This is a genomic window from Roseivivax sp. CAU 1761 (genome assembly GCF_054482755.1).
This window is the reverse complement of sequence record NZ_JBTLRM010000001.1, coordinates 252755-278329: the sequence shown is the minus strand read 5'-3', so window position 1 is coordinate 278329 and position 25575 is coordinate 252755. Positions and strand designations below refer to the sequence as shown.

The following is a 25575-nucleotide window of genomic DNA, read 5'->3' as shown; positions in this document are numbered from 1 at the left end:
GGCCCCGCCGGTCACTCCGCTTGGCGGTCGAGCAGCGCCGAGATGGGCGTCACCGCCACCGCGTCGTCGCGGTTTGCCAACCCCCAGAGCACCAGCGCCGACAGCGTATCGGCGCGCAGCCGGCCCACCACCACGGCGGAGCCGGTCTGCCGCGCCCGGAACGCCGCCTGATCGAGGATGCGGCGCTGCACGCGCGGCGCCTCGCCGTCGCGGCCGAGCTCGCGGAACACCGTCGCCGCCGGAACGCCCGCCTTGCCTGCGGCATCGGCGAGGGTGTCGAGCCCGCCCGCCAGCGCCACCACCCCGTGGCCCGAACGGCCGAGCCAGTCGAGCGCCCGGCCCCCGCCCGAGGGCGCCTCCTGCAACGCGAGATCCGGCGCCTCGAGCAGCGCCACCGCCTCCGGCACCGCCGCCACGGCGCCGTCGAGGACCGCGTCGATGTCGTCGGCGCGCGCGCCCTTGGGGGCGGCGGCGAGCGCCATGACCTCGAAGCCATGGGCGCGGTAGCCCGCCATCCGCGAGGCGGCATCGGGCAGCCGCGGGTCGATGGCGAAGGTCACCGGAACCGGCAGCCCGGGCACCGCCTCCGGGCCCAGCGGCCCGACCCCGTCATCGATCAGCACGATCGCCAGCCGCGGCTGGTCAGCGGAGAGCGCCTCGGCCGGGGCGGCGAAGCGGCGCAGCGGCGAATCCGCGCCCGGCGCCGCGGGCCGGGCCGCGGCCGTGTCCTCCGGCGTCTCCGGCAGCGGTCCCGCATTCCTGGGCTTGCGGATCGGAACGCCGCGGTTGGTGTCGGTCAGCGTGCCGGCGGGCGCGCCGATCTGCGGCCGCTCCGCCGCGGCGCCGGGATCGGCCGGCGCGGAGGGCTCGGCCGGGGCGGCGCCGGCGGAGGGGTCGTCCGGCGCCACCGGCGCCAGCGACCGGGTCTGCGCCGGCGGCGCATCGTCCCCGGCGGCGGCAAGGCCCGTCCCGGCAGGATCCGGCAGCGGCCCGGCTTCCCGGTCCGCCGCCTCGTCCGGTTCCGTGGGTCCGGCCGCCTCCGCCTCCGGCGCAGGTTCGGGGGCGTCGGGATCTGCCGCCGCGGGCGCCGCGGGAAGACGCGCGGCGGCGCCGTCATCCGGTCCCGCGAGCGGGCTGGCGGCCTCCGGCACGGCGGGGGCCGGCGGCTGGTCGGGCAACAGCGCCGCCAGGTCCCGCGGCTCGGCCGGCGGGGCGTCGGCCCCGGGACGGTCGCCCTCCGCGGCGCCGCGGGCCGGCGGGGCATCGGGCGCGTCCGAGGGGGTGTCCGGGGGCGTGCCGGGAACGCCGGCGGGACCTTGCGGCGCGGTCAGCCCGCTCTCGGGGCGCGGCAGGCCGCTGGGCCGCCCCGGCGCGGCGTCGCCGGAGGCGGCGCCGGGCGCCGTCAGCCCGCCCGGATCGCCGGTTCGCACCGGCCGCTCCGATCCCGGCCGCCGCGCCGGTCCCGCGCCGGGCTCGGTCGCCGCGTCGGCGTCGCCCCGAGGCCCGGGGCGGCTGTCGCGGTCGAGCCGCGGCGCCCCCCGGTCCGGCTCCGCGGCGGGGCGGTCCAGCCGGGCGATCTCGGACCGCATCACCGGGTCGAGCGGGTTCGGCGCGGCGGGCTCGGCCTCCCCGGCCCCGGGTTCGGGCACCGCGCCCTGCAGGCCCGCCAGGCCGGGACGGCGGGGCGGATCCTCGGCCCTAGGCGAGCCCTCGGGGCGCGCCACCGCGCCCAGGCTCCGCGCCAGCGGCGCGGTCTCCGGGCTGGTCGATTGCCCGGCGCGGATCTGCGGCGCCGTCTCCGACCGGTCGAGTGCCTGGGCGCCGAGTTCCGGCGCCTCCACCGCCATCCCCGGCGCGACGGAGCGGAATTCGAGCCGCGCCAGCGCCCGCGGCGCGCGGTCCGGCCCGCCCACCGCGAAGGGCGCCTCGGGGCTGTCCGCCGGGCGCTCCGCGGCGCTGTCGAGCGCCAGGTCGGGGCGCCCTTCCGGCGCGCTGCCGGGCTCGGGATCGGCGCCGATCGCCACCGCCTCGGCGATGCGCGGCCGCGCCGCGGCGGCCGGACGCGCGGGCCCGCTTTCCCGCTCTGCCCGGCCGAGCTCCGCCGGCGCGGGCGCCCCGGCCACCGGGTCTGCGGCGGGACCCGGCGCGTCGAGCCCGGCCGCCTCGGGCGTCCCCTCGGGAGCGGCCAGTTCCGCGACGTCCTGTGCTAGCGCCGGGGGCGGCGCATCCGGGGCCGCGTCGCTCTCCGCCACCGCCTCGGCCGCGGCCTCTGCGGGGTCCTCAGCGGAGTCCTCGGCCGCGTCCTCCGGCGCCGCCCCGGGCGCCTCCGCGCGCTGCGCCGGCGGCGGCAGCGTCAGGTCGGGGCGGTCCGGCGCCGGGGCCCGGTCGGGCGCGGCCGTGCCCTCCGCCGGGCCGGGCGCCGCATCCGCGGGGCTCTCCTCGCCCGCGCGCCGGGCCAGCACCTCCGCCGCGAGATCGGTCTCGTGCGCCGGAGCGCGCAGCCGCGGGCGTTCGAGGCCCAGCATCCCGGCCCCCACCGACAGGACCGCACCGGCTGCCAGGCTCGCCGCCAATCCCGCGGCCGCGCCGGTCAGATAGCCCCGTCTCATGCGCCGTTCCTTTCCGCTCGCCCCGTCGCAGCCTCCGGCCTCTTGGGGACCGGTCGGTGCCGCGCGGTTCCGGCCTCTTGACCTCCCCGAACGCGGCGCGCCAAGTATATCGCGACCGCGCCCGCCGCGACCACCCCCCGTTGCGCCCGCCGCGCCGAAAGGCCCTCTATGCTGCTTCTGATCGACAATTACGATTCCTTCACCTACAACCTCGTACACCTGATCGGCGGCCTCGGCGCCGAGATAAAGGTGGTGCGCAACGACGCGCTGACGGTGCAGGAGGCGATGGCGCTGAACCCCTCGGGCATCGTGCTGTCGCCCGGGCCCTGCGATCCCGACCGCGCCGGCATCTGCCTCGAGCTGACCCGCGCCGCCGCCGAGAGCCGGACGCCGCTGCTCGGCGTCTGCCTCGGCCACCAGACCATCGGCCAGGCCTTCGGCGGCCGCGTGGTGCGCCATACCGAGATCGTGCACGGCAAGCTCGGGCAGGTGCAGCACGCCGAGGCCGGGGTCTTCGCCGGCCTGCCCTCGCCCTTCGCCGCCACCCGCTATCATTCGCTGGTCGTCGAGCGCGCCAGCCTGCCCGCCGAGCTGTCGATCACCGCCGAGCTGACCGACGGCACCATCATGGGCCTCGCGCATCGCGACCTGCCGATCCAGGGCGTGCAGTTCCACCCCGAATCCATCGCCTCCGAACACGGCGCGCGGATGATGCGGAACTTCCTCGACACCATCCCGGTGGCGGCGGCATGAGCGAGGCGCTGAAACCGCTGATCGGCGCCGCCGCCGACCGTCCGCTGACCCGCGACGAGGCCGAGCGCGCCTTCTCCCTGCTCTTCGAGGGCGAGGCCACGCCGAGCCAGGTGGGCGGCCTGCTGATGGCGCTCCGGACCCGCGGCGAGACGGTGGAGGAATACGCCGCCGCGGCCAGCGTCATGCGCTCCAAATGCCACAAGGTGAAAGCGCCCGAAGGCGCCATGGACATTGTCGGCACCGGCGGCGACGGCAAGGGCACGCTGAACATCTCCACGGCCACCGCCTTCGTGGTGGCCGGCGCCGGGGTGCCGGTGGCCAAGCACGGCAACCGCAACCTGTCGTCGAAATCCGGCTCCGCCGATGCGCTGACCCAGATGGGCGTCAACGTCATGCTGCCGGCGGCCCGGGTCGGCGCAGTGCTGGCGGAGGCCGGGATCTGCTTCATGATGGCGCCGATGCACCACCCGGCGATGGCCCATGTCGGCCCCAGCCGCGCCGAGCTCGGCACCCGCACCATCTTCAACATCCTCGGCCCGCTGACCAATCCCGCCGGCGTCACGCGCCAGCTCACCGGCGCCTTCTCGCGCCAGCTGATCCGGCCGATGGCCGAGACGCTGCGGGCGCTCGGCAGCGACCGCGCCTGGCTGGTCCATGGCGGCGATGGCACCGACGAGCTGTCGATCTGCGGCATCTCCTGGGTGGCCGAACTCGACCGCGGCACGGTGACTGAGCGCGAGCTGCACCCCGAGGAGGCCGGATTGCCCGAACACCCGTTCGAGGCGATTCTCGGCGGCACGCCCGAGGAGAACGGCCGCGCCTTCCGCGCCCTGCTCGACGGCGCCCCCGGCGCCTATCGCGACGCGGTGCTGCTGAATTCCGCGGCGGCGCTGGTGGTCGCGGGGCGCGCCGCGGATCTGCGCGAAGGCACGGCAATGGCGGCCCAGAGCATCGATTCCGGGGCGGCCCGCGGCAAGGTCGAGACGCTGGCGCGGCTGACCCGGGCGTGAGCGACGCCGAGATCCCGGCCGCCTGGGCGCATCTGCCCTTCTTCGCCCGCGACTGGCCGCGCATCCGCGCCGCGCTCGCCGCCGAGCCGCGCCCGGTCTTGCCGCCCGAGGGCGAGCGCTTCGCCGCCCTCGCGGCGACCCCGCCCGAGGCGGTGCGCGCGGTGATCCTCGGCCAGGATCCCTATCCGACCCCCGGCCATGCCCACGGCTTCGCCTTCTCCGTGGCCCCGGGAACACGGCCCCTGCCCCGGTCTCTTTCCAACATATTCAAGGAGATGGAGGCCGATCTTGGCGCGTCGCGCGAAGCCGGAGACCTGCGCCCCTGGGCCCGCGAGGGCGTGCTTTTGCTGAACACCGCGCTGACCGTTCCGGCCGGCGCGGCCGGCGGCCACCGACGGCTCGGCTGGGCGCGGCTGACCGAGGAGGTCCTCTCTGCGCTGTCCGACCGGCCGCGGGCCTTTCTGCTCTGGGGCGGGCATGCGCAGGGCTTCCGGCCCTTCATTACCGGCGCCGAACACCTTATCCTCGCCTCGGCACACCCCTCGCCGCTGTCGGCGCGGCGCGGCTTTTTCGGGTCGCGCCCCTTTTCCCGCGTCAATGCCTGGCTTAGCACCCGGGGCGAGACCGAAATCAACTGGATGAGGACATGACCGAGACCATTCTGGACAAGATCAAGGCCTACAAGCTCGTCGAGATCGCCTCCGACAAGGCGACCATGCCGCTGTCGCTGATCGAGGAGGCGGCCAAGAACGCCGACCCCGTGCGCCCCTTCGCCGAGAGCCTCGCCCGCGCCCAGGCCACCGGCTACGGGCTGATCGCGGAGATCAAAAAGGCCTCGCCGTCCAAGGGTCTGATCCGCGAGGATTTCGACGTCACCGCGCTGGCCGAGGCCTATGAGCGCGGCGGCGCCACCTGCCTGTCGGTGCTGACCGACATGCCGAGCTTCAAGGGCGCCAAGCCCTACCTGACCCAGGCCCGCAACGCGACGCGGCTGCCGGTCCTGCGCAAGGATTTCATCTACGATCCCTACCAGATCGTCGAGGCGCGCTCGCTGCATGCCGATTGCATCCTGCTGATCATGGCCTCGCTCGACGACGGCCAGGCGGCCGAGCTCGAGGCCTGCGCCATGGAGTGGGGCATGGACGTGCTGATCGAGGTGCATGACCGCGCCGAGCTCGACCGCGCGCTGGCGCTGAAATCGAAGCTGATCGGCGTCAACAACCGCGACCTGCACAGCTTCGAGACCTCGCTCGACACCACCCGCGATCTCGCCCCGCACCTGCCCGATGACCGCATGCTGGTCTCGGAAAGCGGCCTCAACACCCCCGACGACCTGCGCGCCATGGCCGAGGCCGGGGCCCGGTCCTTCCTGATCGGCGAGGCGCTGATGCGCGAGGAGAATGTCGAGGCGGCCACCGCCCGCATCCTCGCCGACCCGGTGCCGGCCTGACATGGCGGGGCTCACGCATTTCGACGCCGAGGGCCATGCCCATATGGTCGACGTCTCTGAAAAGGCCCATACCGCGCGGCTGGCCGTCGCTGCGGGATGGGTGAAGATGGCGCCGGAAACGCTTGATCTCATTGTCGAAGGCCGCGCCAAGAAGGGCGATGTCATGGGCGTGGCCCGCCTCGCCGGGATCATGGGAGCGAAGCGCACCGCGGACCTGATCCCGCTCTGCCATCCCTTGCCGATCACCAAGGTCGCGGTCGAGATCACCCCGGACCGGGAGCTGCCGGGGCTGCGGATCGAGGCCACGGTGAAGACCGCCGGGCAGACCGGGGTCGAGATGGAGGCGCTGACCGCGGTCAGCACCGCGGCGCTCACCGTCTACGACATGGCCAAGGCGGTGGATCGCGGCATGGAGATCGGCGGCGTCCATCTGCGCCTGAAGGACGGCGGCAAGTCGGGCCGGTACGAGGCGCCATGATCAGCGTCGATGCGGCGCTCGAGGCGCTCTTCGCGCTGATCGCGCCCCTGCCCGCCGAGGACGTGCCGCTGCGCCGCGCCGCCGGCCGGGTGCTGGCCGCCGACGCCGTCGCCACCCGCGACCAGCCGCCCTTCGCGGCCTCGGCCATGGACGGCTACGCGGTGGCCGAGGCGGCGCCCGGCGCCGAGTTCACGGTGATCGGCGAAAGCGCCGCGGGGCACGGCTTTGCGGGCCGCGTCGGCCGCGGCCAGGCGGTGCGCATCTTCACCGGCGCGCCGCTGCCCGAGGGCGCGGCCCGGGTGGTGATCCAGGAGGACGTGAGCCGCGACGGCGACCGCATCCGCATCACCGGGCAGCTCGGAGACGGCGATCACCTGAGGCCGGCCGGGACGGATTTCCGCGCCGGGTTCCGGCTGCCGGCGCCGCGGCGGCTCGCGCCCAACGACGTCGCGCTTCTGGCCGCGATGAACGTGCCCGAACTGCGCGTGGCGCGACGGCCGCGGGTGGCGCTGATCGCCACCGGCGACGAGCTGGTGATGCCGGGCGAGCGCCCCGGCCCGGACCAGATCGTCGCCTCCAACACCTTCGGCCTTGCGGCGCATCTCGAAGCCGAGGGCGCCGAGGTGCGGATGCTGCCGATCGCCCGGGACGACCGGGCGGCGCTGGCAACCGTGCTGGGCCTCGCGGCGGGCGCCGATCTCGTCCTCACCGTGGGCGGCGCCTCGGTCGGCGACCACGATCTGGTGGCCGAGGTGGCCGGGGCGCGCGGGCTCGACCGGGCCTTCTACAAGGTGGCGATGCGCCCCGGCAAGCCGCTGATGGCCGGCCGGCTGGGCGACGCGGTGATGATCGGCCTGCCCGGCAACCCGGTCTCGGCGCTGGTCTGCGGCCATGTCTTCGTCGCCCCCGTGATCCGCGCCCTGCAGGGCCTGCCGGCGGTCCGCGCGCCGCGGCGGCGCGGCGTCCTGGCGGCGCCGGCGCCGGCCAACGGCCCGCGCGAGCATTACATGCGGGCGCGGCTCGGCTCCGCGGGGCTGGAGATCGCCTCCCGGCAGGACAGCGGGCTCCTGAGCGTGCTCGCCGAGGCAGACGCCCTGGTGGTGCGCCCGCCCGGCGATCCGGCGCGCAGCGCCGGCGACAGCGTCGAGTATCTGGCCCTCTGAGCCGCCCTACTTGGAGGCCGGCGCGGGGCCGGCAGGGTGGCGGCGCGGGGCCGGAAGAATACCGGTGCCGGGCCGGCGGGCCCTGGCGAACGCCGGCGCGGGGCCGGCAGGGTGCCGGAACGGGGCCGGAAGAATACCGGTGTCGGGCCGGGCCGGCGGGCCATGGCGAACGCCGGCACGGGGCTGAAAGGGCGCCGGCGCGGGGCCCGAAGGATACCGGTCCGGGCCGGCGGGCCATGGCGGGCGCCGGCGCCGCGCCGCTCAGGCGATCCGGGCCCGCACCGTGTCGGCCAGTTCGTTGAGCGAGAACGGCTTCTGCAGGAACACCGCGTCGCCGATCTCGCCGGCCGCCCCTTCCAGCGCGTCCTCGGCATAGCCCGACATGAAGACCACCGGCACGTCCGGGCGCGCCGCGCGCGCCGCGCGCACCCAGCTCGGCCCGTCCTGCCCCGGCATCACCACGTCCGAGACGAAGACATCGACCTGCACCAGGGGGTCGGCGAGCATCTCCAGCGCCGCCTCGCCGCTCTCCGCCTCGAGCACCGTGAAGCCACGCAATTGCAGCGCCCGGGCGGCGAAGGCGCGCACCGGGGCCTCGTCCTCGACCAGCAGCGCCACGCCGCCCTCGCCGGACAGGCCGGAGGCGCCGCGGGCCTCCTCGGGCGGCGCCTCGGCGGCCTCGGCGGCGTCCGGACGGGCCGGGAACATGAGCTGGAAGCAGGTGCCCTCGCCCGGGGTGCTGTCGAGGAAGACAAAGCCGCCGGTCTGCTTGACGATGCCGTAGACCGTCGACAGGCCGAGCCCGGTGCCGTCGCCGGTGCGCTTGGTCGTGTAGAACGGCTCGAACACCTTGGCGACCTTGTCGGGCGGGATGCCGCATCCGGTATCGCTGACCCGGACGGTGACGTAATGGCCCGGCTCGACCACGGCGCGATCACGCCGCAGCGCCGTCTCGAGCGTCATCTGCCCGGTCTCGATGAGGATGCGCCCGCCCTCCGGCATGGCGTCGCGGGCATTCACCACGAGGTTCATCATCACCTGTTCGAGCTGCCGGCGGTCGCCGCGGATCGCCGGCAGGGCCGGGTCGTGGCGCAGCTCCAGCGCCACCTTCTCGCCCACCAGCCGGTTCAGCAGGTGGGTCAGGTCGGACAGCGTCTCGCGCAGGTCGAGCGGCTCGGTGCGCAGCGTCTGCTTGCGCGAAAACGCCAGCAGCTGGCCCACCAGTGAAGCCGCGCGGTTGGCGTTCTGGGCGATCTGGATCAGGTCCGCGTAATCACCGTCGCCGCGGTTGTGGCGCAGCAGGAGCAGGTCGCAATGGCCCGAGATGGCGGTGAGCAGGTTGTTGAAATCGTGCGCGATGCCGCCGGCGAGCTGGCCGATCGCCTGCATCTTCTGGCTCTGCACGAACTGCGCCTCGAGGGTCTTCAACTCGGTCGCGTCGCTGATCGCGGCGATCAGCGCGGCGCCGTCCGGCCCGTCGCCGCTGCGGCTCAGCGCGACCTGCACATAGGCTTCGCTGCCGGCGCGCCGCAGGCGCAGGAATTCCGGCCGCCCGAGGCCGCGGCCCGCCACCGCATCGGCCAGCCAGTCGGCGATCGGGCGCCCCAGCCCCTCCATCAGGTCCGCCAGGCGCCCGGCGGCGGCGGCGTCGATGTCGAGCAGGCGCCGGGCCTCGGGGTTGGCGGCGATCACGCCGCCCTCGGCATCGAGACGCAGCAGCGCGATCGGCAATGCGTCGAAGGCCGCATCGCCCGGCCGGACCGGGTCGGGCGGCGGGCGGAGCACCAGTTCGCGGCGCCCCGGCCCGGCCTGGGAGAGCCGCAGCTCCACCCGCTGCGGCCCCTCCGGGCCGGCGATCTCGCGAACGTCGCCATCCTCGACCGCGGCCGGTCCGAACAATTCCTCGACATGGCGCATGCGCTTGCCCACCAGCGCGCGGGCGGCGTCGTTCATGGCCAGGATGGCCCCGCTGCGCCCGAGGGTCAGCCGCGGACCGCCGGCGCACGGCCCGGTCCCGGCCTCGAGCCGCTCGATGCGCCACAGGATGCGGTTGGGTCCGGCGCGCCGCGCCTCGAGATGCAGCGCGCCATCGCCGATCAGGACGTCGCGGCCCACCCGGCCAAGCGCCAGAGCCTCCGATTGCAGGCTGCGCAGCAGCGTGTCGGGCTCCGCCAGATCGGCGCCCAGAAGGTCGGCGAGGCGGAGGCCGGGACGGGCCTGGAACTGGCGCAGCGCCGCCGCATTGGCGATGCAGACGCGCATTTCGGCATCGCAGAAGAAGCAGGGCTGCGGTTCGGCGCGGATCAGGTCGGCCACCACCCGCGGCGTCCAGGCCCCGGCCAGCAGCGCCGCGCCGAGCACCAGGAAGGCGGCACTGGCGGCGACGAATCCGACCTTGAGCACTGAATCGGGCAGGATCGCCACCGCCGCGAGGCACAGACCGCAAAGCGCGACCGGAACCGGCCAAAGCCGCATCCGCGTGCCGCCGGGTCCTGCCAGACCCTCCTGCATCGAACTCAAATCACTCACACATACGGCCCCGGCACTTCGCGCCAAAATAATGCCAGCCGGTCCATAAGAAGCGGTAAACGGACCCGCGACCCCTGCGAGGTTAGGGGCGCGGGCCTTCACCCGTCAAGATTGCGGCGCGGCCAGCACCGCCGCGAAGAAGCCGTCGCCCTCGGCATCGGGAAGGAATTGCCGGCGCTCGGCCAGCCGCCATCCCGGTCGCGCCGCGAGGAAGGCGGAAACCGCGTCCTCGTTCTCCGCGGCGAGCACCGAGCAGGTGGCGTAGGCCAGATGCCCGCCCGGCGCCACCAGGCCCGCGGCGCGCTCGAGGATGCCGCGCTGCACGGCGGTGAGCTCGGCCAGCCGCTCCGCAGTGAGGCGCCACTTGCCCTCGGGCGCGCGGCGCCAGGCGCCGCTGCCGGAACAGGGCGCGTCGGCGAGCACCAGGTCGAACCGCCCGGCGGGCCGGGCGACGGTCTCGATCCGCGCCCCGGCCCGGGCGGCGCGGTCCGGCAGGTCGCGCATGCGGCGCGGATCGGCATCATGCGCCTGGACCGGGCCGCCGCCGAGCCGCGCCGCCAGCGCCAGCGCCTTGCCGCCGCCGCCGGCGCAGTAATCCAGCACCCGGTCGCCTTGCCTCAGCGGCAGCAGGTCGACCACCGCCTGGCTGGCCGCATCCTGCAACTCCACCAGGCCGTCGCGATAGGGCGCGCTGGCCGCCAGGCCGCGGCCCGGCCCGGTCACCGTCAGCGCGGTGGCGGAGAGCGGGTTCGGCCGGGTCGCGATGCCCGCCGCGGCGAGCGCCGCCTGCGCCACAGCCGCATCGCCCTTCAGGAGATTGACCCGCAGGGTGATCGGCGCGCGGTGGCGCAGCGCCTCGGCCACCTCCTCCGCCGCGGGGCCGAGCCCGGCGCGCAGCGGCTCCAGCAGCCAGTCGGGCAGATCCAGCGCCTCGGCCCCGGCCGGATCGCGGCCGGCCTGGCGTTCGGCCTCGGTCAGCGCGGCGGGGGCGTGCCGGGCGCTGGTGAACAGCGCCTCGGGATCCGCGCCGGTCTGCCGCAGCAGGCCGAGGATGCGGGCCCGGCCGGTGTCCGCCCCGCCCATCGCGGCGGTGGAGCGCCAGCGCCGGAGCACGTCGAAGACCAGGTCGCGCACCGCGGCGCGGTCCTTGGAACCGGCGAACCGGGCGCCGCGGGCCCAGTTGGTCAGCGCCTGTTCGGCCGGCATGCCGGCGGCGATGCGGTCGAGGATCTCGGCGGCGCTCTGGCAGCGCGCGGCCGGAATCATGCCGCCGCCCCGCAGCGGACCGGCACAGGCCGCGCCCGCATCCGCGTCCGGGAGGGATAGGGGATCAACTCGTCGCACCGCATGGCCTGTCCTCGCGCCGTTCCGGCCCGCCCTCTACGCCCCGGCGGCCGGGGATGGAAGGCCGCAGCCCCGGCGGAGGCCCGGCCGGGCCTAGCGGCGGGCCAGGTGCGGCGGCGGGCAGCCCGGCATCCGCGGGCGGCCGAGGAGCAGGCGCAGAACCGCCCCGAGCGCCGCCAGGAGGCCCCAGCCGAGGGCGAACCCGGCGCCGGCGAAGACCGCCCCCTCGGCCCCCAGCGGCAGCGCCGGGCGGAAGGCCTCGAGGGTGCGGGCGGCGATCTCGGGATCGCGCAGGCGGGCCGCCTGCACCGCCCGGCCATAGGGGCCGGCCCCGGTCAGCGCCTGCAGATCCGCCGACAGCGCGGCGTGGCGCGCCACCAGCGCGCGCAGGCTGTGCGCCCGCGCCGCGCCGAACTCGCCGCCGGTGGCCAGCTGCGCCAGCGCCGTGCCGCGGTCGAGCCCGGCCGCGGCGGCATCGGCGTCGAGCCCGGCCACGACGCGGCCCAGCTCGTCCACCGCGCCGCCCAGGCGCTGCACGTATTGCTGGGAGAATTCCGGAAACTGCGACAGCGTGCCGGCGCCCGCCAGCCCCGCCGCGACTGCCAGCACCCGCAGGATCATCGCTTTCGCCTCCGCTCGCCGCGGCCCTCTTCGGGGGCCGTCGGCGCCCAGTCTAGCCGGCGCGCGGCACCCGCGCCACGGCGCCCTCAGCGGTGCGCGTAAATCTGCGCGATGCGGTCCACCGCGGCCTCGGGCGACATCTCCTCGCTCTCGCCGGTGCGGCGCGAGGTCAGCTCGACCACGCCCTTGGCGAGCCCGCGCGGCCCGACGGTGATCCGCCATGGCAGGCCGATCAGGTCCATAGTGGCGAACTTCGCCCCGGCGCGGTCCTCGGTGTCGTTGTAGAGCGGCTCGAGCCCGCGCTTCGAAAGCTCGGCATAGAGGCTGTCGCAGGCCGCATCGGCGGCGGCGTCGCCCTGCTTGAGGTTGACGATGCCCACCGGGAAGGGCGTCACGCCCTCGGGCCAGACGATGCCGCGCTCGTCGTGGCTGGCCTCGATGATGGCGCCCAGAAGCCGGCTCACGCCGATGCCGTGGCTGCCCATATGCACCGGCACGCGGTTGCCTTCGGGGTCGACCACCACGGCGCCCATCGGCTCGGAATACTTGGTGCCGAAATAGAAGATCTGCCCGACCTCGATGCCGCGCGCCTCGCGGCGCCGGGCCTCGGGCACCTCGGCCTCGAACACCGCCGCGTCATGGGTGTCGTCGGTGCGCGCATAGCGCGAGGTGAATTCCTCGAGCACGGCGCGGCACTGGTCGCGGTCGTCGTAATCGATGGTGCGGTCGCCGAAGCGCAGGTCGGTGATGGCGCTGTCGTAGAACACGCCCGACTCGCCGGTCTCGGCCAGCACCAGGAATTCGTGCGTGTCGTCGCCGCCGATCGGCCCGCTCTCGGCGCGCATCGGGATGGCCTGCAGGCCCATGCGCTCGTAGCTGCGCAGGTAGCTCACCAGGTGGCGGTTATAGGCGTGCAGCGCATCCTCGCGCGTCAGGTCGAAATTGTAGCCGTCCTTCATCAGGAATTCGCGGCCGCGCATCACCCCGAAGCGGGGGCGGATCTCGTCGCGGAACTTCCACTGGATCTGGTAGAGCGTCAGCGGCAGGTCGCGGTAGGACGAGACGTGAGAGCGGAAGATGTCGGTGATCTGCTCCTCGTTGGTGGGCCCGAACAGCATGTCGCGGTCCTGGCGGTCGCGGATCCGCAGCATCTCGGGGCCGTAGGCGTCGTAACGCCCGCTCTCGCGCCACAGATCGGCCGATTGCATGGTCGGCATCAGCATCGGGATGTGGCCGGCGCGCGCCTGCTCCTCGTGCACGATCTGCTCGATCCGGCGCAGCACCCGGTAGCCCAGCGGCAGCCAGGAATAGATCCCCGCCGAGGCCTGCTTGATCATGCCGGCGCGCAGCATCAGCCGGTGCGAGGCGATCTGCGCCTCCGACGGCGTCTCCTTCAGGACGGGCAGGAAGTAACGGCTCAGGCGCATGATCTGTCCCCGGATCAGATAGGTCTTGGTTCGCGGCGCGGTGTAGGGGAAAGCCGGGGCGCAGGCAATGTGGCCCGGCGGGCCGTCCCGGGGGCCGGCGCCGGCTGTGGCGGCGCGGCGTCGGCGGCGGGAAGGGCGGCCCGCGCGGCCGCCCGCCTTATTGACTCCGCCGCCCGGCGGGGCGAGGGGGCAGGCCCCGCGCGGCCTTGCATCGGCAGGGTTTCGCGGGATGATGGCAGAACCGCCCCGGCCAGGGGCATTTCGGGAGACACCATGCCGCTCCGCGAGCAGTTGAAATACTGGGGCATCGCCGCGATCGTGGCGGCGGTCATCCTGTGGGCCCTGGGCGACGTGCTGCTGCCCTTCGTGCTGGGCGCGGCAGTGGCCTATTTCCTCGATCCGGTGGCGGACCGGCTGGAGGCGGCCGGCACCTCGCGGCGGCTGGCCACGGCGATCATCACCGTCTGCGCGCTCGCGGTGGTGGTGCTGCTGGCGCTGCTCGTGGTGCCCACCCTGGTGCGCCAGACCGGCCAGCTCATCGACATCGCGCCGGAGGTGTTCCGCAACCTGCAGGTCTTCCTGGCCGAACGCTTCCCGCAGGTCATGGAACAGGGCAGCCCGGCCCGCGACCAGATCCTCGCCATCGGCGAGGCCATCCGCGAACGCGGCGGGGCGCTGCTGAAGACCGCGCTGACCTCGGCGGCCTCGCTGATCAACCTGCTGCTGCTCCTGGTGATCGTGCCGGTGGTGGCGGTCTACCTGCTGATGGACTGGGACCGCATGGTGGCCAAGGTCGACCGGCTGCTGCCGCGCGAACACGCCCCGACGCTGCGGCAGCTGGCGCGCGACATCGACCGCACCCTGGCGGGCTTCATCCGCGGCATGGGCACGGTCTGCGTCATCCTCGGCACCTATTACGCGCTGGCCCTGTGGCTGGTAGGGCTGCAATTCGGGCTGGTGGTGGGGGTGCTGGCCGGTTTCCTGACCTTCATCCCCTATGTCGGCGCCATCGTCGGCGGCGCGCTGGCGATCGGCCTGGCGCTGTTCCAGTTCTGGGGCGAATGGTGGTGGATCCTCGCCGTGGCGCTGATCTTCCAGGTCGGCCAGGTGATCGAGGGCAACGTCCTCACCCCCAAATTGGTCGGCGACTCGGTCGGGCTGCACCCGGTCTGGCTGCTGCTCGCCATGGCGGTGTTCGGCACCGTCTTCGGCTTCGTGGGTCTGCTCCTCGCGGTGCCGATCGCCGCGGCGTTGGGGGTGGTGGCGCGCTTCCTCGTCGACCAGTACCTGGGCTCGCAACTCTATCTGGGCGCGACCACGGAGGGCCGCGCCGAACTGAGGGATCCGCGCACGTGACCGCCGCCCGCCAGCTCAGCCTCGACCTGCCCGCCCGGCCCGCGCTGGGACGCGGCGACTTCTACGTCGCCCCGGCCAACGCCGTGGCGGTGGCGCAGATCGATGCCTGGCGGGCCTGGCCGGCGCGCAAGCTGGCGCTGGTCGGCCCGCCGGGGTCGGGCAAGACCCACCTCGCCCAGGTCTGGCGCACCGAGAGCGGCGGCAATCTGGTGGCGGCCGAGGACCTTGCCGAGGCCGATATCCCGGGCCTCGCCACCGGGCCGGTCTGCGTCGAGGATGCCGACCGCCTGGCCGGGGCCCGCCGGGCCGAGGACGCGCTCTTTCACCTGCACAACCTGGTCCTGGCCGAGGGCCATTCGCTGCTGCTGACCGGGGCGCTGCCGCCGGCGCGCTGGCCGCTTGCCCTGCCCGACCTCGCCTCGCGGCTGCACTCCACCCCGGTGGCCAAGCTCGCCCCGCCCGACGACACGCTGCTCTCGGCGGTGCTGGCCAAGCTCTTCGCCGACCGCCAGATCGTCCCCGATCCCGGCGTCATCCCCTATCTCGTGCGGCGCATGCCGCGGGCCTTCGCCGACGCCCAGCGCCTGGTCGCCGAGATCGACCGCACGGCGCTGGCGCGGCGCCGCCGGGTGACCCTGGCGATCGCCCGCGAGGCCTTCGCCGAGAGCGATCCCGAGGAGGGGGCATGAAACGTCACGACACCGTCACCGTGTCCCGCCATAGCGGCGCCATGGCCAATACCGACTTTCTCAACTCGGCGTTTCCCGATCCGGTGACGCTGAAGGACTTCGACGCCTCCGGCCCCGACCGCTTCGTCAACCGCGAACTGAGCTGGCTGGGCTTCAACTGGCGCGTGCTCGAGGAGGCGGAGAACCCGCGCGTGCCGCTGCTCGAGCGGCTGCGCTTCCTGTCGATCTCGGCCTCCAACCTCGACGAGTTCTACACCGTCCGCGTGGCCGGCCTGCGCGAGCTCGCCCAGGCCGGCAACACCACGCCGGCGGCGGACGGTCTGACCCCGGCGCAGCAGCTGGTGCAGATCGACGCCGATGCCCGCCGCCTGATGGCCGCCCAGCAGCGCGTCCTGGCCGAGCTCAAGGCGCTGATGGAGGAGGCCGGAATCTGCATCCTCGGCCGCGACCGGCTGAGCGAGGAGGATTGCGCCTATCTCAAGCAGGCCTTCCTCGACGGCGTCTTCCCGGTGCTGTCGCCGCTGGCCATCGACCCGGCCCATCCCTTCCCGTTCATCGCCAACATGGGCTATTGCCTGGCGCTGCAGCTCGAGCGGACGCGCAAGGACCGCGGCACCCTGCAGGCGCTGCTGCCGATCCCGGCGCAGATCGACCGCTTCATCGCCCTGCCCGCCGACAACGGCACCCAGCGTTTCATCCTGCTCGAGGACCTGCTGCTCCTGCACATCGATTCGCTGTTCCCGGGCTACCGGGTGAAGCAGCATTTCGGCTTCCGGGTGCTGCGCGACAGCGATCTCGAGGTCGAGGAAGAGGCCGAGGATCTGGTGCGCGAATTCGAGGTCGCGCTGAAGCGCCGGCGGCGCGGCGAGGTGGTGCGGCTGACCATCTCCACCGGCGCGCCCGACGCGCTGCGCCGCGTGGTGATGTCGGAGCTGCACGTCCGCGAGGAGGAGGTCATCGAGCTCGACGGCATGGTCGGGCTCGCCGACACCAAGGAGCTGGTCCTCGACGCCCGGCCCGACCTGCTCTGGCCGTCCTTCACGCCGCGGGTGCCGGAGCGCGTGCAGGACCACGAGGGCGACATGTTCGCGGCGATCCGCCAGAAGGACATGCTGCTGCACCACCCCTACGAGACCTTCGACATGGTGGTGCGCTTCCTGCACCAGGCGGCGCTCGACCCCGACGTGGTGGCGATCAAGCAGACGCTCTACCGCACCTCGCGCAACTCGCCCATCGTCGACGCGCTCTGCGAGGCCGCCGAGGACGGCAAGTCGGTGACCGCGCTGGTCGAGCTCAAGGCGCGCTTCGACGAGGCCGCCAACATCCGCCAGTCGCGGCGGCTGGAGCGCTCCGGCGCCCATGTGGTCTACGGATTCCTCGACTGGAAGACCCATGCCAAGCTGTCGACGGTGGTGCGCCGCGAGGGCGACCGGCTGGTCACCTACTCGCATTTCGGCACCGGCAATTACCACCCGATCACCGCCAAGTTCTACACCGATCTCAGCTTCTTCACCTGCGATCCGGCGCTCGGCCGGGACAGTTCCAAGGTCTTCAACTACCTGTCGGGCTACGCCTATCCCGAGGGCCTGGAAAACCTCGCGATCTCGCCCCACACGCTGAAATCCTCGCTGCTCGAGATGCTCGAGCGCGAGGTCGGCTTCGCCCGCGCCGGCAAGCCCGCGCATGTCTGGGCCAAGCTGAACTCGCTGATCGAGCCCGACATGATCGACGCGCTCTACCGCGCCAGCCAGGCCGGGGTGAAGATCGAGCTGGTGATCCGCGGCATCTGCGGCCTGCGCCCCGGCGTGAAGGGGCTGAGCGAGAACATCCGGGTGAAGTCGATCATCGGACGCTTCCTCGAACACAGCCGCATCGTCTGCTTCGGCAACGGCCACGGCCTGCCGCACCGCAAGGCCCGCGTCTTCATCTCCTCGGCCGACTGGATGGGGCGCAACCTCAACCGCCGGGTCGAGACCCTGGTGGAGATCCACAACGACACGGTGAAGGCGCAGATCGTCAGCCAGATCATGGCGGCCAACCTCGCCGACGTGGCGCAGTCCTGGGCGATGACCCCGGACGGCCGCTTTCGCCGGGACGAGTTCGAGGAGGGCGTCTTCGCCTTCAACTGCCACCGCTTCTTCATGGAGAACCCGTCGCTGTCGGGGCGCGGCTCGGCCGGCGCCAAGGACGTGCCGGACCTGACCCATGGCGACGACCTCTGACCGGAATTGTGCCGCCGCCCGCGCGGCGTCACCCTTGACCCGCCCGGCGGCCCTTGAAAGGGTCGCCCCGACATCAGCCCGCCCGGAGTCGCAGATGGACGCAGCCGCTGACCCGCATCCCTTCGACGGGAAGTCCGAGCGCCCCTTCTTTTCCGACGCCAAGGCGCGGGCCCTGGCCCGGGTCGGGGTGGTCGATATCGGCTCGAACTCGGTCCGCCTCGTGGTCTTCGACGGGGCCGCGCGCAGCCCGGCCTATTTCTACAACGAGAAGATCATGTGCGGCCTCGGCGCCGGCATGGCCGAGACCGGGCGGCTCAACCCCGAGGGCCGCGCCCGCGCGCTGGCGGCGCTCAAGCGCTTCGACCTGCTGAGCCACGGCATGAAGACCGGCAAGCTGCTGGTGGTCGCCACCGCGGCGGTGCGCGAGGCCGAGGACGGGCCGGATTTCTGCGCCGAGGTGGCGCGCGAGACCGATCTCGAGATCCGGGTGATCGACGGCGAAGAGGAGGCCCGGCTCTCCGCCCAGGGGGTGCTGCTGGGCTGGCCCGGCAGCTACGGGCTGGTCTGCGACATCGGCGGATCGTCGATGGAACTGGCCGAGATCTCGGGCGGCAAGGTCGGCCGCCGGGTGACCACGCCGCTCGGCCCGCTGCGGCTGCGCGACATCGAGGATGGCCGCGCCGCCCGCGAGAAGCACATCCGCAAGGTTCTCGACGAGGTCTCGGGCCGGCTCGGCACCCAGCGCGACCGGCTGTTCCTGGTCGGCGGCTCGTGGCGCGCCATCGCCCGCATCGACATGGAGCGGCGCGCCTACCCGCTGCACGTGCTGCACGAATACCGCATGGACGCCAAGGCGGTGGCCGACACGGTGAAATTCATCGAGCGCGCCGATCTCGACCAGCTGCGCAAGGCCTGTTCGCTGTCCGCCTCGCGGATGGCGCTGGTGCCCTACGCGGCCGAGGTGCTGAAGCAGCTCGTCGCCGTGGTCGATCCGGCCGACATCGCGATCTCCAGCTACGGCATCCGCGAGGGCCTGCTCTACGAGCAGATGCCCGAGGATCTGCGCTCGCGCGATCCGCTGATCGAGGCCTGCCGCTTCGCCGAGGCCAAGGATGCCCGGATGCCGGGCTACGGGCGGACGCTCTACGATTTCGTGGCGCCGCTGTTTCCCGCCGCCAGCCCGGCGCGGCTGCGCATCGTCAAGGCGGCCTGCCTGCTCCACGACGTGAGCTGGCGCGCCCATCCCGATTACCGCGCCGAGACCTGTTTCGAGAACGCGACCCGGGCCAATCTCGGCGGCCTGAAACATGCCGAGCGGGTGTTCCTCGGCCTCGCCCTGCTGCACCGCTACCGCAACAAGCGCGAGGGCACGCGGTTCGAGGATTTCTTCGCGCTGGCCGATGCCGAATGCCTGAAGGATGCCGAAACGCTCGGCAAGGCGATGCGGCTGGGCGCCATGCTCTGGATGTCCGACAAGCGCGAGGCCGCGGCGCGGCTGCGCTGGAACCCGGAGGACAAGCTGCTGCGGATCGAGCTGAGCGCGGTGGCGGCGCCGCTGTTCGGGGAGGTGGCCGAAGCGCGGTTCCGGGCGCTGGCCGGCACGCTCGACGCCCGCACCGAGGTGCGCGTGGCCTGACGCGCCCGGCCGGCCCTCCGCGGCCTAGAGCTCGATCTGGCCGTCCGGGCCGGGTTCCTCGAGCGGCGGCTCCTCGATCTCCTCGGGCGTCTTGCGGCGCAGGATGATGTCGCCGTTGGGCAGCCGTTCGGGCGGGTGATAGACCGACCAATCGTCGACCTCGGCCAGCAATTCGCGCAGCGCCGGTCCCATCTCGGTCATGAAATCGCGCAGCGCCGGCTCCACGCCCTCGGCCAGTTCGGCGAGATCGCGCAGCGCCGGTTCGAACTCGTCCATGAAGCCTTCGAAGAACAGCCGCAGGCCCTGCTCCATCAGGCTCGGCCCCGGGTCGGTCTCGGTCTCCGCCCGGGGCGGCGGATCGGGCGTCTCCTGCTGCGCCGCCACCGGCGCCGCCGCGAGCGCCGCGGCGAGACAGGTGGCACGGATCGAGGACAGGCGCGGTCTCATGCCGGCAGAGATAGCGTCGCGCCGCCCGGCGTCACCCCTCAGGCGGCGCGGGCGCCGGAAATCTCCTCCCAGGCGCGGTTGATCGCCACCAGCCGCCGCTCCGACATCTTCACCGCCTCGGGCGGCAGGCCGCGCGCCACCATGCGGTCGGGATGGCTGTCGCGCACCAGCTGCCGCCAGGCCCTGCGGATTTCGGTCAGGTCCATGTCGGGCGACACGCCGAGCACGGTATAGGGATCGGGCTCGGCGTCGGACACGTAGCGCGCCCGGATCGCCCGGAAGGCGCGGTCGTCGAGCCCGAAGATGGCCGCGACCTCGGACAGGAAGGCATCCTCGGCCGGGTGGTAGCGGCCATCCGCCATGGCGATGTGGAACAGCCCCTCCACGAGGTCGCAGAGCGTCTCGGAAGCGTCGTCGAACATCCGCGCGATGCGCCGGGCGTAATCGTCGAACCCCGCCACGTCCTGCCGCGCGAGGTTGAAGACCCGGGCCGCCCCGGCCTCGTCCTCGGGGGCGATCTGGAAGACCTCGCGGAAGGCGCTGACCTCGTCGCGGGTCACCTGCCCGTCCGCCTTGGCCATCTTGGCGGCCAGCGCGATCACCGCGATGGTGAACGCGACCGAGCGCTCCGGCGGGCTGCGCAGGCGGTCGAATACGGTGGCGAGCGATTCGCCCTGGGCGAGCGAGCGCAGCGCGTCGGTGATGCGGGTCCAGATCGACATGGCCGGAGTGTAGGGCGTCGCCGCGGCCTTGTCAGCGCGGCGGCGACAGCATTTTCTGCATGAGCACCAGATCGATATGGCGGCCGAACTTCCACCCCGCCTCGGGCAGCAGGCCGACGCGCTGGAAGCCCAGCGCCGCGTGAAAGGCGCAGCCGGCGGGATTCTCGCCGCTGATCCCGGCGACCAGGGCGTGGATGCCGTCGGCGCGCAGCACCGCCTCGAGCGCCGCCATCAGGCCGCGCCCGGCGCCCTGCCCGCGCTGCCCCGGCGCCACCACGATGGTGTGTTCGCGGATGCGCGCATAGCCCGGCCCGGCGCGGAACGGGAAGGCCGAGACGTATCCCGCCAACCCGTCGTCGCGCTCCGCCACGAGGCAGGCCGGCAGCCGGTCGGCGATCGCCGCGCGCATGCTGTCCTCGGTCTGCAGCACCGTGGTGAAGGTCACCGTCGTGTCGCTCACCAGCGGGTTGACCAGCGCGACGAGGGCGGCGGCATCGTCGGGCCGCGCGGGGCGGATGGTCATTGCAGGATGCGCCGGTGGTCTCCGGAACCGAACTCCGCCCGCAGCGCCGGCACCGGCTCGTCGACGAAGCAGACGCGGCGGGCATCGAGATGCGGGCGCAGCAGCTCCGCCATCTCCATCGCCCGGGGATGGGCGACGATCAGTTCCTTCAGGTGCCAGCCCGACGGGGTGAGCACGTTGCCCGGCGGCACCGGGCTGAGCCATTCGATCAGTGCCGGGAACAGCCCGTCCCAGGGCAAGGCGCCGTCCGGCGGCACCGCCATGCGCCAGCGCAGGGCGCCGCGCGACAGCTCCACCGGGCGGCCTGCCATCGGCAGCTCCTCGAGCGCCTCGTCGAGATCGGCGACCCGGCAGATCCACTTGTCGAGCCGGGCCGGGCCGCGGAAGGAATCGAGCCCGAACCAGCGCGCGCGCTCCGGCGGCGGGGCGGCGGGATCGCAGGCGATGGCCTCGAGAAACAGGCCGTCGCCCAGGCCCAGCAGCCGGTTGTGGGTGCCGTAATGCGGATGCTTGCCGCCCGGCAGCATGGGCAGGCCCAGCGCCGCCTCGACATGCGCCGCCGCCTCCTCGAGTGTCTCGCCAAGAACCGCAAGGTGATCGAGTGCGATCATTCCCGTCCCAATTCTGCCCTGTCGGTCCAGCATGCCCGAAGCTCCAGTAAAATCCCTGCACAAAGTAACGCCACGACCCCTCACCGGCCGCGGAACAGGCCGCCCAGGACGCCGCGCACCAGCCGCCGTCCGGTCGTGCCGCCCAGTTCCCTGACCAGCGCGCCCGCAAGGGAACGCCCGATATCGCCGATCAGGTCCGGGCTGGCCGGATCCGGGTCAGCCCGGCGCGGTGCGGGGCCCGGCGAATGCCGCCCGCCATAGCGCCGGGAGGCCGGCGCCGGGGGCGAGCGCTCCGCCTCCGCCGCCACCGCCCGGGTCCGTCCGGCCAGCATCTCGGCGGCGGAGCGGCGGTCCACCGGGGTGTCGTATTTCGCCGCCATGTCGGAAGCCTGCAGGATCGCCCGGCGCTCCGCCTCGGCGATCAGGCCGAGCTGCGAGGATGGCGGTCGGATCAGCGTGCGCTCGACCATGCCGGGAACGCCCTTGGCGCCCAGGAACGAGGTCACCGCCTCGCCCACGCCGACCTCGCGGATCGCCGTTTCGGTGTCGAAGGCCGGGTTGTCGCGGTAGGTCCGCGCCGCCTCGCGCAGGGCGGCGCGGTCGCGCGCGGTGAAGGCCCTGAGGGCGTGCTGCACCCGGTTGCCGAGCTGGCCCAGCACGTCCTCCGGAACGTCGTCCGGGGTCTGGGTGACGAAGTAGACGCCGACCCCCTTGGAGCGGATCAGCCGCGCCACCTGTTCCACCGCGTCGAGCAGCGCCCTGGGCGCATCGTCGAAAAGCAGATGCGCCTCGTCGAAGAAGAAGACCAGCTTCGGGCGCTCCGGATCGCCGACTTCGGGCAGTTCCTCGAAGAGCTCCGACAGCAGCCAGAGCAGGAAGGTGGCGTAGAGCCGCGGCGCCGCCATCAGCCGGTCGGCGGCAATGATGTTGACCTGCCCGTGGCCGTCCGGGCTGCGCCGCATCAGGTCTCCGATCTCCAGCGCGGGCTCCCCGAAGAAGGCCTCCGCGCCCTCGGCCTCGAGCATCAGCAGCCGGCGCTGGATCGCCGCCACCGAAGCCGGGGCGACATGGCCGAAGCGCAGCGACAGCGCCGCGCGGTTCTCGCCCAGCCAGACCAGCAGCGCCCGCAGATCGGCGAGGTCGAGAAGCGGCAGCCCCTGCTCGTCGGCGACCCGGAAGGCGATCGCCAGGACCCCCTCCTGCGCCGCGCTGAGATCGAGCATGCGCGCCAGCAGCATCGGACCCATCTCGGCCAGCGTGGCGCGCACCGGGTGGCCCTGTTCGCCGAAGACGTCCCAGAAGGTCACCGGGCAGGCGGCGTAGCAGTAATCCTCGAGCCCGATCTGCGCCGCCCGTTCGGCGAAGGCGCCGTGCAGGCGGAAGCGCTCCGATCCGGGCCGGGAGAGGCCCGCCAGATCGCCCTTCACGTCCGACAGCACCACCGGCACGCCGGCCCGGGAAAACCCCTCGGCGAGGATCTGCAGGGTCACGGTCTTGCCGCTGCCGGTGGCGCCGGCGATCAGGCCGTGCCGATTGGCGTAGCGCAGCGCGAGGCGCTGCGGCACGCGATTCCCGGGCCCGCCGCCGCCCACGAAGATCCCCTCCTCCATCCCGCACCTCCCTCCGGACCGGCGTAGGATACAAACTTAACCTTTTGGCTCCAGTATGAATTCGTCCGGATCGCATGTCCTCTTGGGGTCCGGGCGGACTTCCTCCCTGTCTGGACTGGCCGCGCCCCCGGGCGCGGCTTTTTTGTGCCCCGCCATCGGCGCAACATTGCCTGTTGACCGATCCGGATCCGCGTCGTAGCGTCCCACCCAGAAACAAGGTCGGCCGGTCCGACAGGGAGCAAAACGATACGAAAGGGAGCCGGTTACCGGCTCCTTTTCACGTTCCGGGCCCTGCTGGTGCCGCTCCGCCGTCCCTGTCCCGCCCACCGGCCGGACGCCGCCGGCGCCGGTCGCCATCCCTCCTGACACGCCCCCGGTGCCATGATATGCGCGCCGTGACGTATGGATCGCTCGGAGAATTGCATGAGACCCAGACTGACCCACCTGTCGCTGATCGCGCTGATGGCCGCGACCCCGGCCTTTGCCCAGGACGAGGCCGAGGGAACCGCGCAGGCACCGGCCGCCGAAGCCGGGGAGACGACCGAGACCGCGCCCGAGACCGGCAATGCGGATGCCGCCGGCGAGGCCGCCGGAACCGAAGAGGCGCCGGAAGCTCCGGCCGCCGCCGAGACCGGCGGCACCAGCCCGGTCGACGACGCGCTCGACACCGGCATCGCCGAGCCGGGCGAGGCCGTCGGGCAGCGCCAGGACAACACCTTCGTGAAATCCGAGGAAGGCGACTGGAAGGTCGAGTGCATCCGGCTCGAGGACGGATCCGAGGGCCCCTGCCAGCTTTACCAGCTGCTGCGCGCCGGTGAGGACAACCCGGTGGCCGAGGCCCGGATCTTCAAGGTCGAGGGCGGCGGCCAGGTGGTGGCGGGCGCCAATGTCATCGTGCCGCTCGAAACCCTGCTGACCCAGAAGCTGACCATCGCCGTCGATGGCGGCCAGGCCAAGCGCTACGATTTCGCCTTCTGCACGCAGATCGGCTGCATCGCGCGGATCGGCTTCACCCAGGAGGATCTGAACGGCTTCAAGCGCGGCGCCGTGGCCAATGTCTCGATCGTGCCGGCGCTCGCCCCCGATCAGCGCGTGGTCACCGAGATGTCGCTGTCGGGCTTCACCGCCGGGTTCGACCAGCTGACGCCGATCCCCTCGCCCTGACCGGGCCAGGCTGAGCCAAGACACCAGACCGGGCCGGTCCCTGCGGCGGCCGGCCCGTCTCGTTCCGGCGTCGTTTCCGGCGTCGTTCCGGCGCCGCGAAGGGCGTCTTGCGGCGATTTCGGGGAACCGCGGGGCCCGGCCGCGCATTACGGGAACAATCCGCGCAATCCGCTCCCGTTGTCGCCGCCGGCCGCACAGGTTCGCGCAGGAGGTGAGGCGAATCCGACACAACCCGTCATTTTCCACTGAATCGGGCTGGAGTCGAAGAAACTTAATGAATTTTGCCGCGTTCGGCATAAAATCGCCGGTATTGATTGCCTGCGACCAACCGACAAGGGGCGCGCCATGATTGCTACGTTCAGATCGTCTTTTCATGTGATTCAATTTCTGATGCAGCGCCTGACGGCTTTGGTTCTGGCCACCATCGCGCTGTCCCTTCTCGCCTACACCATCGCCTGTGCGCTGGGCCGTGCCGATTGGCTGGCGCTCGACCTCACCTTCGGCGCCACGGTGCTCGAAGGCGCCGGGCCGGCGGTCCAGATCGCCCTCACCGCGCTGGCCGTGGGTCTGTGCTTCTTCCTGCCCTCGAATGCCCGCGTGATGGCGCTGGAGACCTCGCATCGCCGCTTCCAGATCGGCATGCAGGACGTTGCGCGCGCCTACCAGGTCGCGCATGCCGCCGACCGCGGCGGCGCGTTCCAGCTGAAATCCGAGTTCGATTCGGTGCGCGAGCGCATGGCCTTCCTCCGCGACCACCCGGATCTGGCCGATCTCGAACCTTCGGTGCTCGAGGTCGCGTCCCAGATGAGCCACCTCTCGCGCGAGCTGGCGGCGGTCTATTCCGACCGCAACGTCGCCCGGGCGCGCGATTTCCTGATCCAGCGCCAGCAGGAGATCGAGGATTTCAACCTGCGCCTCGAGACCGCCAAGCGCGTCGCCAACGAGATCCGGCTCTGGCTGGCCCGCGTCGAGACCGACGAGGCGGTGGCGGAATCGCAGCTCGCCCGGCTCTGCGACGAACTCACCGAGGTGCTGCCGGAGCTGCACGAAGTCGAGGAGGCGCCGAGCCACGAGCGCCGCGGCCCGCGGGTGGTCGCCGATGCCGAGGCGGAAGCCGCGCGCGAAGCGGCCCCCCACCAGGACGATTCCCGCATCGTCTCGCTGCTGCACCAGCGCGCGGCGGAGTGACCTTGCAGCCGGTGGCCGGGGCG

The 25575-nt window shown here is 73.0% G+C and carries 22 protein-coding genes; 12 read left to right on the top strand and 10 right to left on the bottom strand.

All coding sequences use genetic code 11. The annotated features are described in order from the left end of the window. Positions 1 to 11 precede the first annotated feature (11 nt). Positions 12 to 2609 carry a divergent polysaccharide deacetylase family protein gene (locus tag ACXYMW_RS01310; protein WP_459033473.1) on the bottom strand — a complete coding sequence of 866 codons (2598 nt, stop codon included), beginning with the start codon at positions 2607 to 2609 and terminating at the stop codon, positions 12 to 14. Between the two features lie 168 nt (positions 2610 to 2777). Between ACXYMW_RS01310 and ACXYMW_RS01305 the strand changes: the two genes are divergently transcribed. Genes ACXYMW_RS01305 through ACXYMW_RS01280 form a run of 6 tightly spaced genes read left to right on the top strand, consistent with a single transcriptional unit; the run spans position 2778 to position 7463 of the window. After that, positions 2778 to 3362, top strand: coding sequence for an anthranilate synthase component II (locus ACXYMW_RS01305; protein WP_459033472.1), 585 nt, complete (start codon positions 2778 to 2780; stop codon positions 3360 to 3362). Then, positions 3359 to 4372, top strand: a complete 1014-nt coding sequence (gene trpD, locus ACXYMW_RS01300) for an anthranilate phosphoribosyltransferase (protein ID WP_459033471.1) — start codon at positions 3359 to 3361, stop codon at positions 4370 to 4372. The genes ACXYMW_RS01305 and trpD overlap by 4 nt, the downstream gene beginning before the upstream one ends. Then, positions 4369 to 5022: a uracil-DNA glycosylase gene (locus ACXYMW_RS01295; protein ID WP_459033470.1), complete on the top strand. Its 654-nt coding sequence runs from the start codon at positions 4369 to 4371 to the stop codon at positions 5020 to 5022. The genes trpD and ACXYMW_RS01295 overlap by 4 nt, the downstream gene beginning before the upstream one ends. Further along, on the top strand, positions 5019 to 5822 hold the full coding sequence (trpC, locus tag ACXYMW_RS01290; protein WP_459033469.1) for an indole-3-glycerol phosphate synthase TrpC: 804 nt from the start codon (positions 5019 to 5021) through the stop codon (positions 5820 to 5822). The genes ACXYMW_RS01295 and trpC overlap by 4 nt, the downstream gene beginning before the upstream one ends. A 1-nt stretch (position 5823) precedes the next feature. After that, positions 5824 to 6300 carry a cyclic pyranopterin monophosphate synthase MoaC gene (gene moaC, locus ACXYMW_RS01285; RefSeq protein WP_459033468.1) on the top strand — a complete coding sequence of 159 codons (477 nt, stop codon included), beginning with the start codon at positions 5824 to 5826 and terminating at the stop codon, positions 6298 to 6300. Then, positions 6297 to 7463, top strand: coding sequence for a molybdopterin molybdotransferase MoeA (locus ACXYMW_RS01280; protein ID WP_459033467.1), 1167 nt, complete (start codon positions 6297 to 6299; stop codon positions 7461 to 7463). The genes moaC and ACXYMW_RS01280 overlap by 4 nt, the downstream gene beginning before the upstream one ends. A gap of 261 nt (positions 7464 to 7724) precedes the next feature. On the opposite strand, the gene ACXYMW_RS01275 is transcribed toward ACXYMW_RS01280, so the two are convergent. The 4 genes from ACXYMW_RS01275 to proS form a co-directional block, all read right to left on the bottom strand. Then, on the bottom strand, positions 7725 to 9974 hold the full coding sequence (locus tag ACXYMW_RS01275) for a hybrid sensor histidine kinase/response regulator (RefSeq protein ID WP_459033466.1): 2250 nt from the start codon (positions 9972 to 9974) through the stop codon (positions 7725 to 7727). Between the two features lie 123 nt (positions 9975 to 10097). Then, the gene (locus ACXYMW_RS01270) at positions 10098 to 11258 is read right to left on the bottom strand and encodes an RsmB/NOP family class I SAM-dependent RNA methyltransferase (RefSeq protein ID WP_459033465.1); all 1161 of its coding nucleotides are present in this window, start codon (positions 11256 to 11258) and stop codon (positions 10098 to 10100) included. 171 nt (positions 11259 to 11429) lie between these two features. Continuing rightward, positions 11430 to 11957 carry a DUF2937 family protein gene (locus tag ACXYMW_RS01265; RefSeq protein ID WP_459033464.1) on the bottom strand — a complete coding sequence of 176 codons (528 nt, stop codon included), beginning with the start codon at positions 11955 to 11957 and terminating at the stop codon, positions 11430 to 11432. 86 nt (positions 11958 to 12043) lie between these two features. Beyond that, entirely contained in the window at positions 12044 to 13384 is a 1341-nt protein-coding gene (gene proS, locus ACXYMW_RS01260; RefSeq protein WP_459033463.1) for a proline--tRNA ligase, read from the bottom strand. Positions 13385 to 13657: 273 nt separating this feature from the next. Here proS and ACXYMW_RS01255 point away from each other — a divergent pair, with 273 nt between their 5' ends. The 4 genes from ACXYMW_RS01255 to ACXYMW_RS01240 all read left to right on the top strand — a co-directional run bounded on the left by ACXYMW_RS01255 (position 13658) and on the right by ACXYMW_RS01240 (position 19287). Further along, positions 13658 to 14740, top strand: a complete 1083-nt coding sequence (locus tag ACXYMW_RS01255) for an AI-2E family transporter (protein WP_459033462.1) — start codon at positions 13658 to 13660, stop codon at positions 14738 to 14740. Next, positions 14737 to 15429, top strand: coding sequence for a P-loop NTPase family protein (locus ACXYMW_RS01250; RefSeq protein WP_459033461.1), 693 nt, complete (start codon positions 14737 to 14739; stop codon positions 15427 to 15429). Before ACXYMW_RS01255 ends, ACXYMW_RS01250 begins: the two co-directional genes overlap by 4 nt. Positions 15430 to 15470: 41 nt before the next feature. Further along, positions 15471 to 17651, top strand: a complete 2181-nt coding sequence (locus tag ACXYMW_RS01245) for an RNA degradosome polyphosphate kinase (protein ID WP_459033552.1) — start codon at positions 15471 to 15473, stop codon at positions 17649 to 17651. A 94-nt stretch (positions 17652 to 17745) separates the two neighbouring features. Next, a complete protein-coding gene (locus ACXYMW_RS01240) occupies positions 17746 to 19287 on the top strand; it encodes a Ppx/GppA family phosphatase (RefSeq protein ID WP_459033460.1) in 1542 nt (513 codons plus the stop codon). A 24-nt stretch (positions 19288 to 19311) separates the two neighbouring features. Here the strand turns inward: ACXYMW_RS01240 and ACXYMW_RS01235 are convergent, their stop codons facing one another. From ACXYMW_RS01235 to ACXYMW_RS01215, 5 genes are all read right to left on the bottom strand, one after another. Further along, entirely contained in the window at positions 19312 to 19734 is a 423-nt protein-coding gene (locus ACXYMW_RS01235) for a hypothetical protein (RefSeq protein WP_459033459.1), read from the bottom strand. 38 nt (positions 19735 to 19772) lie between these two features. Next, positions 19773 to 20456: a TerB family tellurite resistance protein gene (locus tag ACXYMW_RS01230; protein ID WP_459033458.1), complete on the bottom strand. Its 684-nt coding sequence runs from the start codon at positions 20454 to 20456 to the stop codon at positions 19773 to 19775. A 31-nt stretch (positions 20457 to 20487) separates the two neighbouring features. Next, positions 20488 to 20979, bottom strand: a complete 492-nt coding sequence (locus ACXYMW_RS01225; RefSeq protein ID WP_459033457.1) for a GNAT family N-acetyltransferase — start codon at positions 20977 to 20979, stop codon at positions 20488 to 20490. After that, positions 20976 to 21590, bottom strand: coding sequence for a VOC family protein (locus ACXYMW_RS01220; protein ID WP_459033456.1), 615 nt, complete (start codon positions 21588 to 21590; stop codon positions 20976 to 20978). Before ACXYMW_RS01220 ends, ACXYMW_RS01225 begins: the two co-directional genes overlap by 4 nt. A gap of 80 nt (positions 21591 to 21670) precedes the next feature. Further along, positions 21671 to 23200 (bottom strand): helicase HerA-like domain-containing protein, encoded by a 1530-nt coding sequence (locus ACXYMW_RS01215; protein WP_459033455.1) that lies wholly within the window; start codon positions 23198 to 23200, stop codon positions 21671 to 21673. 423 nt (positions 23201 to 23623) lie between these two features. Here ACXYMW_RS01215 and ACXYMW_RS01210 point away from each other — a divergent pair, with 423 nt between their 5' ends. After that, positions 23624 to 24364: an invasion associated locus B family protein gene (locus ACXYMW_RS01210; protein ID WP_459033454.1), complete on the top strand. Its 741-nt coding sequence runs from the start codon at positions 23624 to 23626 to the stop codon at positions 24362 to 24364. Between the two features lie 375 nt (positions 24365 to 24739). After that, a complete protein-coding gene (locus ACXYMW_RS01205) occupies positions 24740 to 25552 on the top strand; it encodes a DNA repair protein (RefSeq protein ID WP_459033453.1) in 813 nt (270 codons plus the stop codon). Positions 25553 to 25575 lie beyond the last annotated feature (23 nt).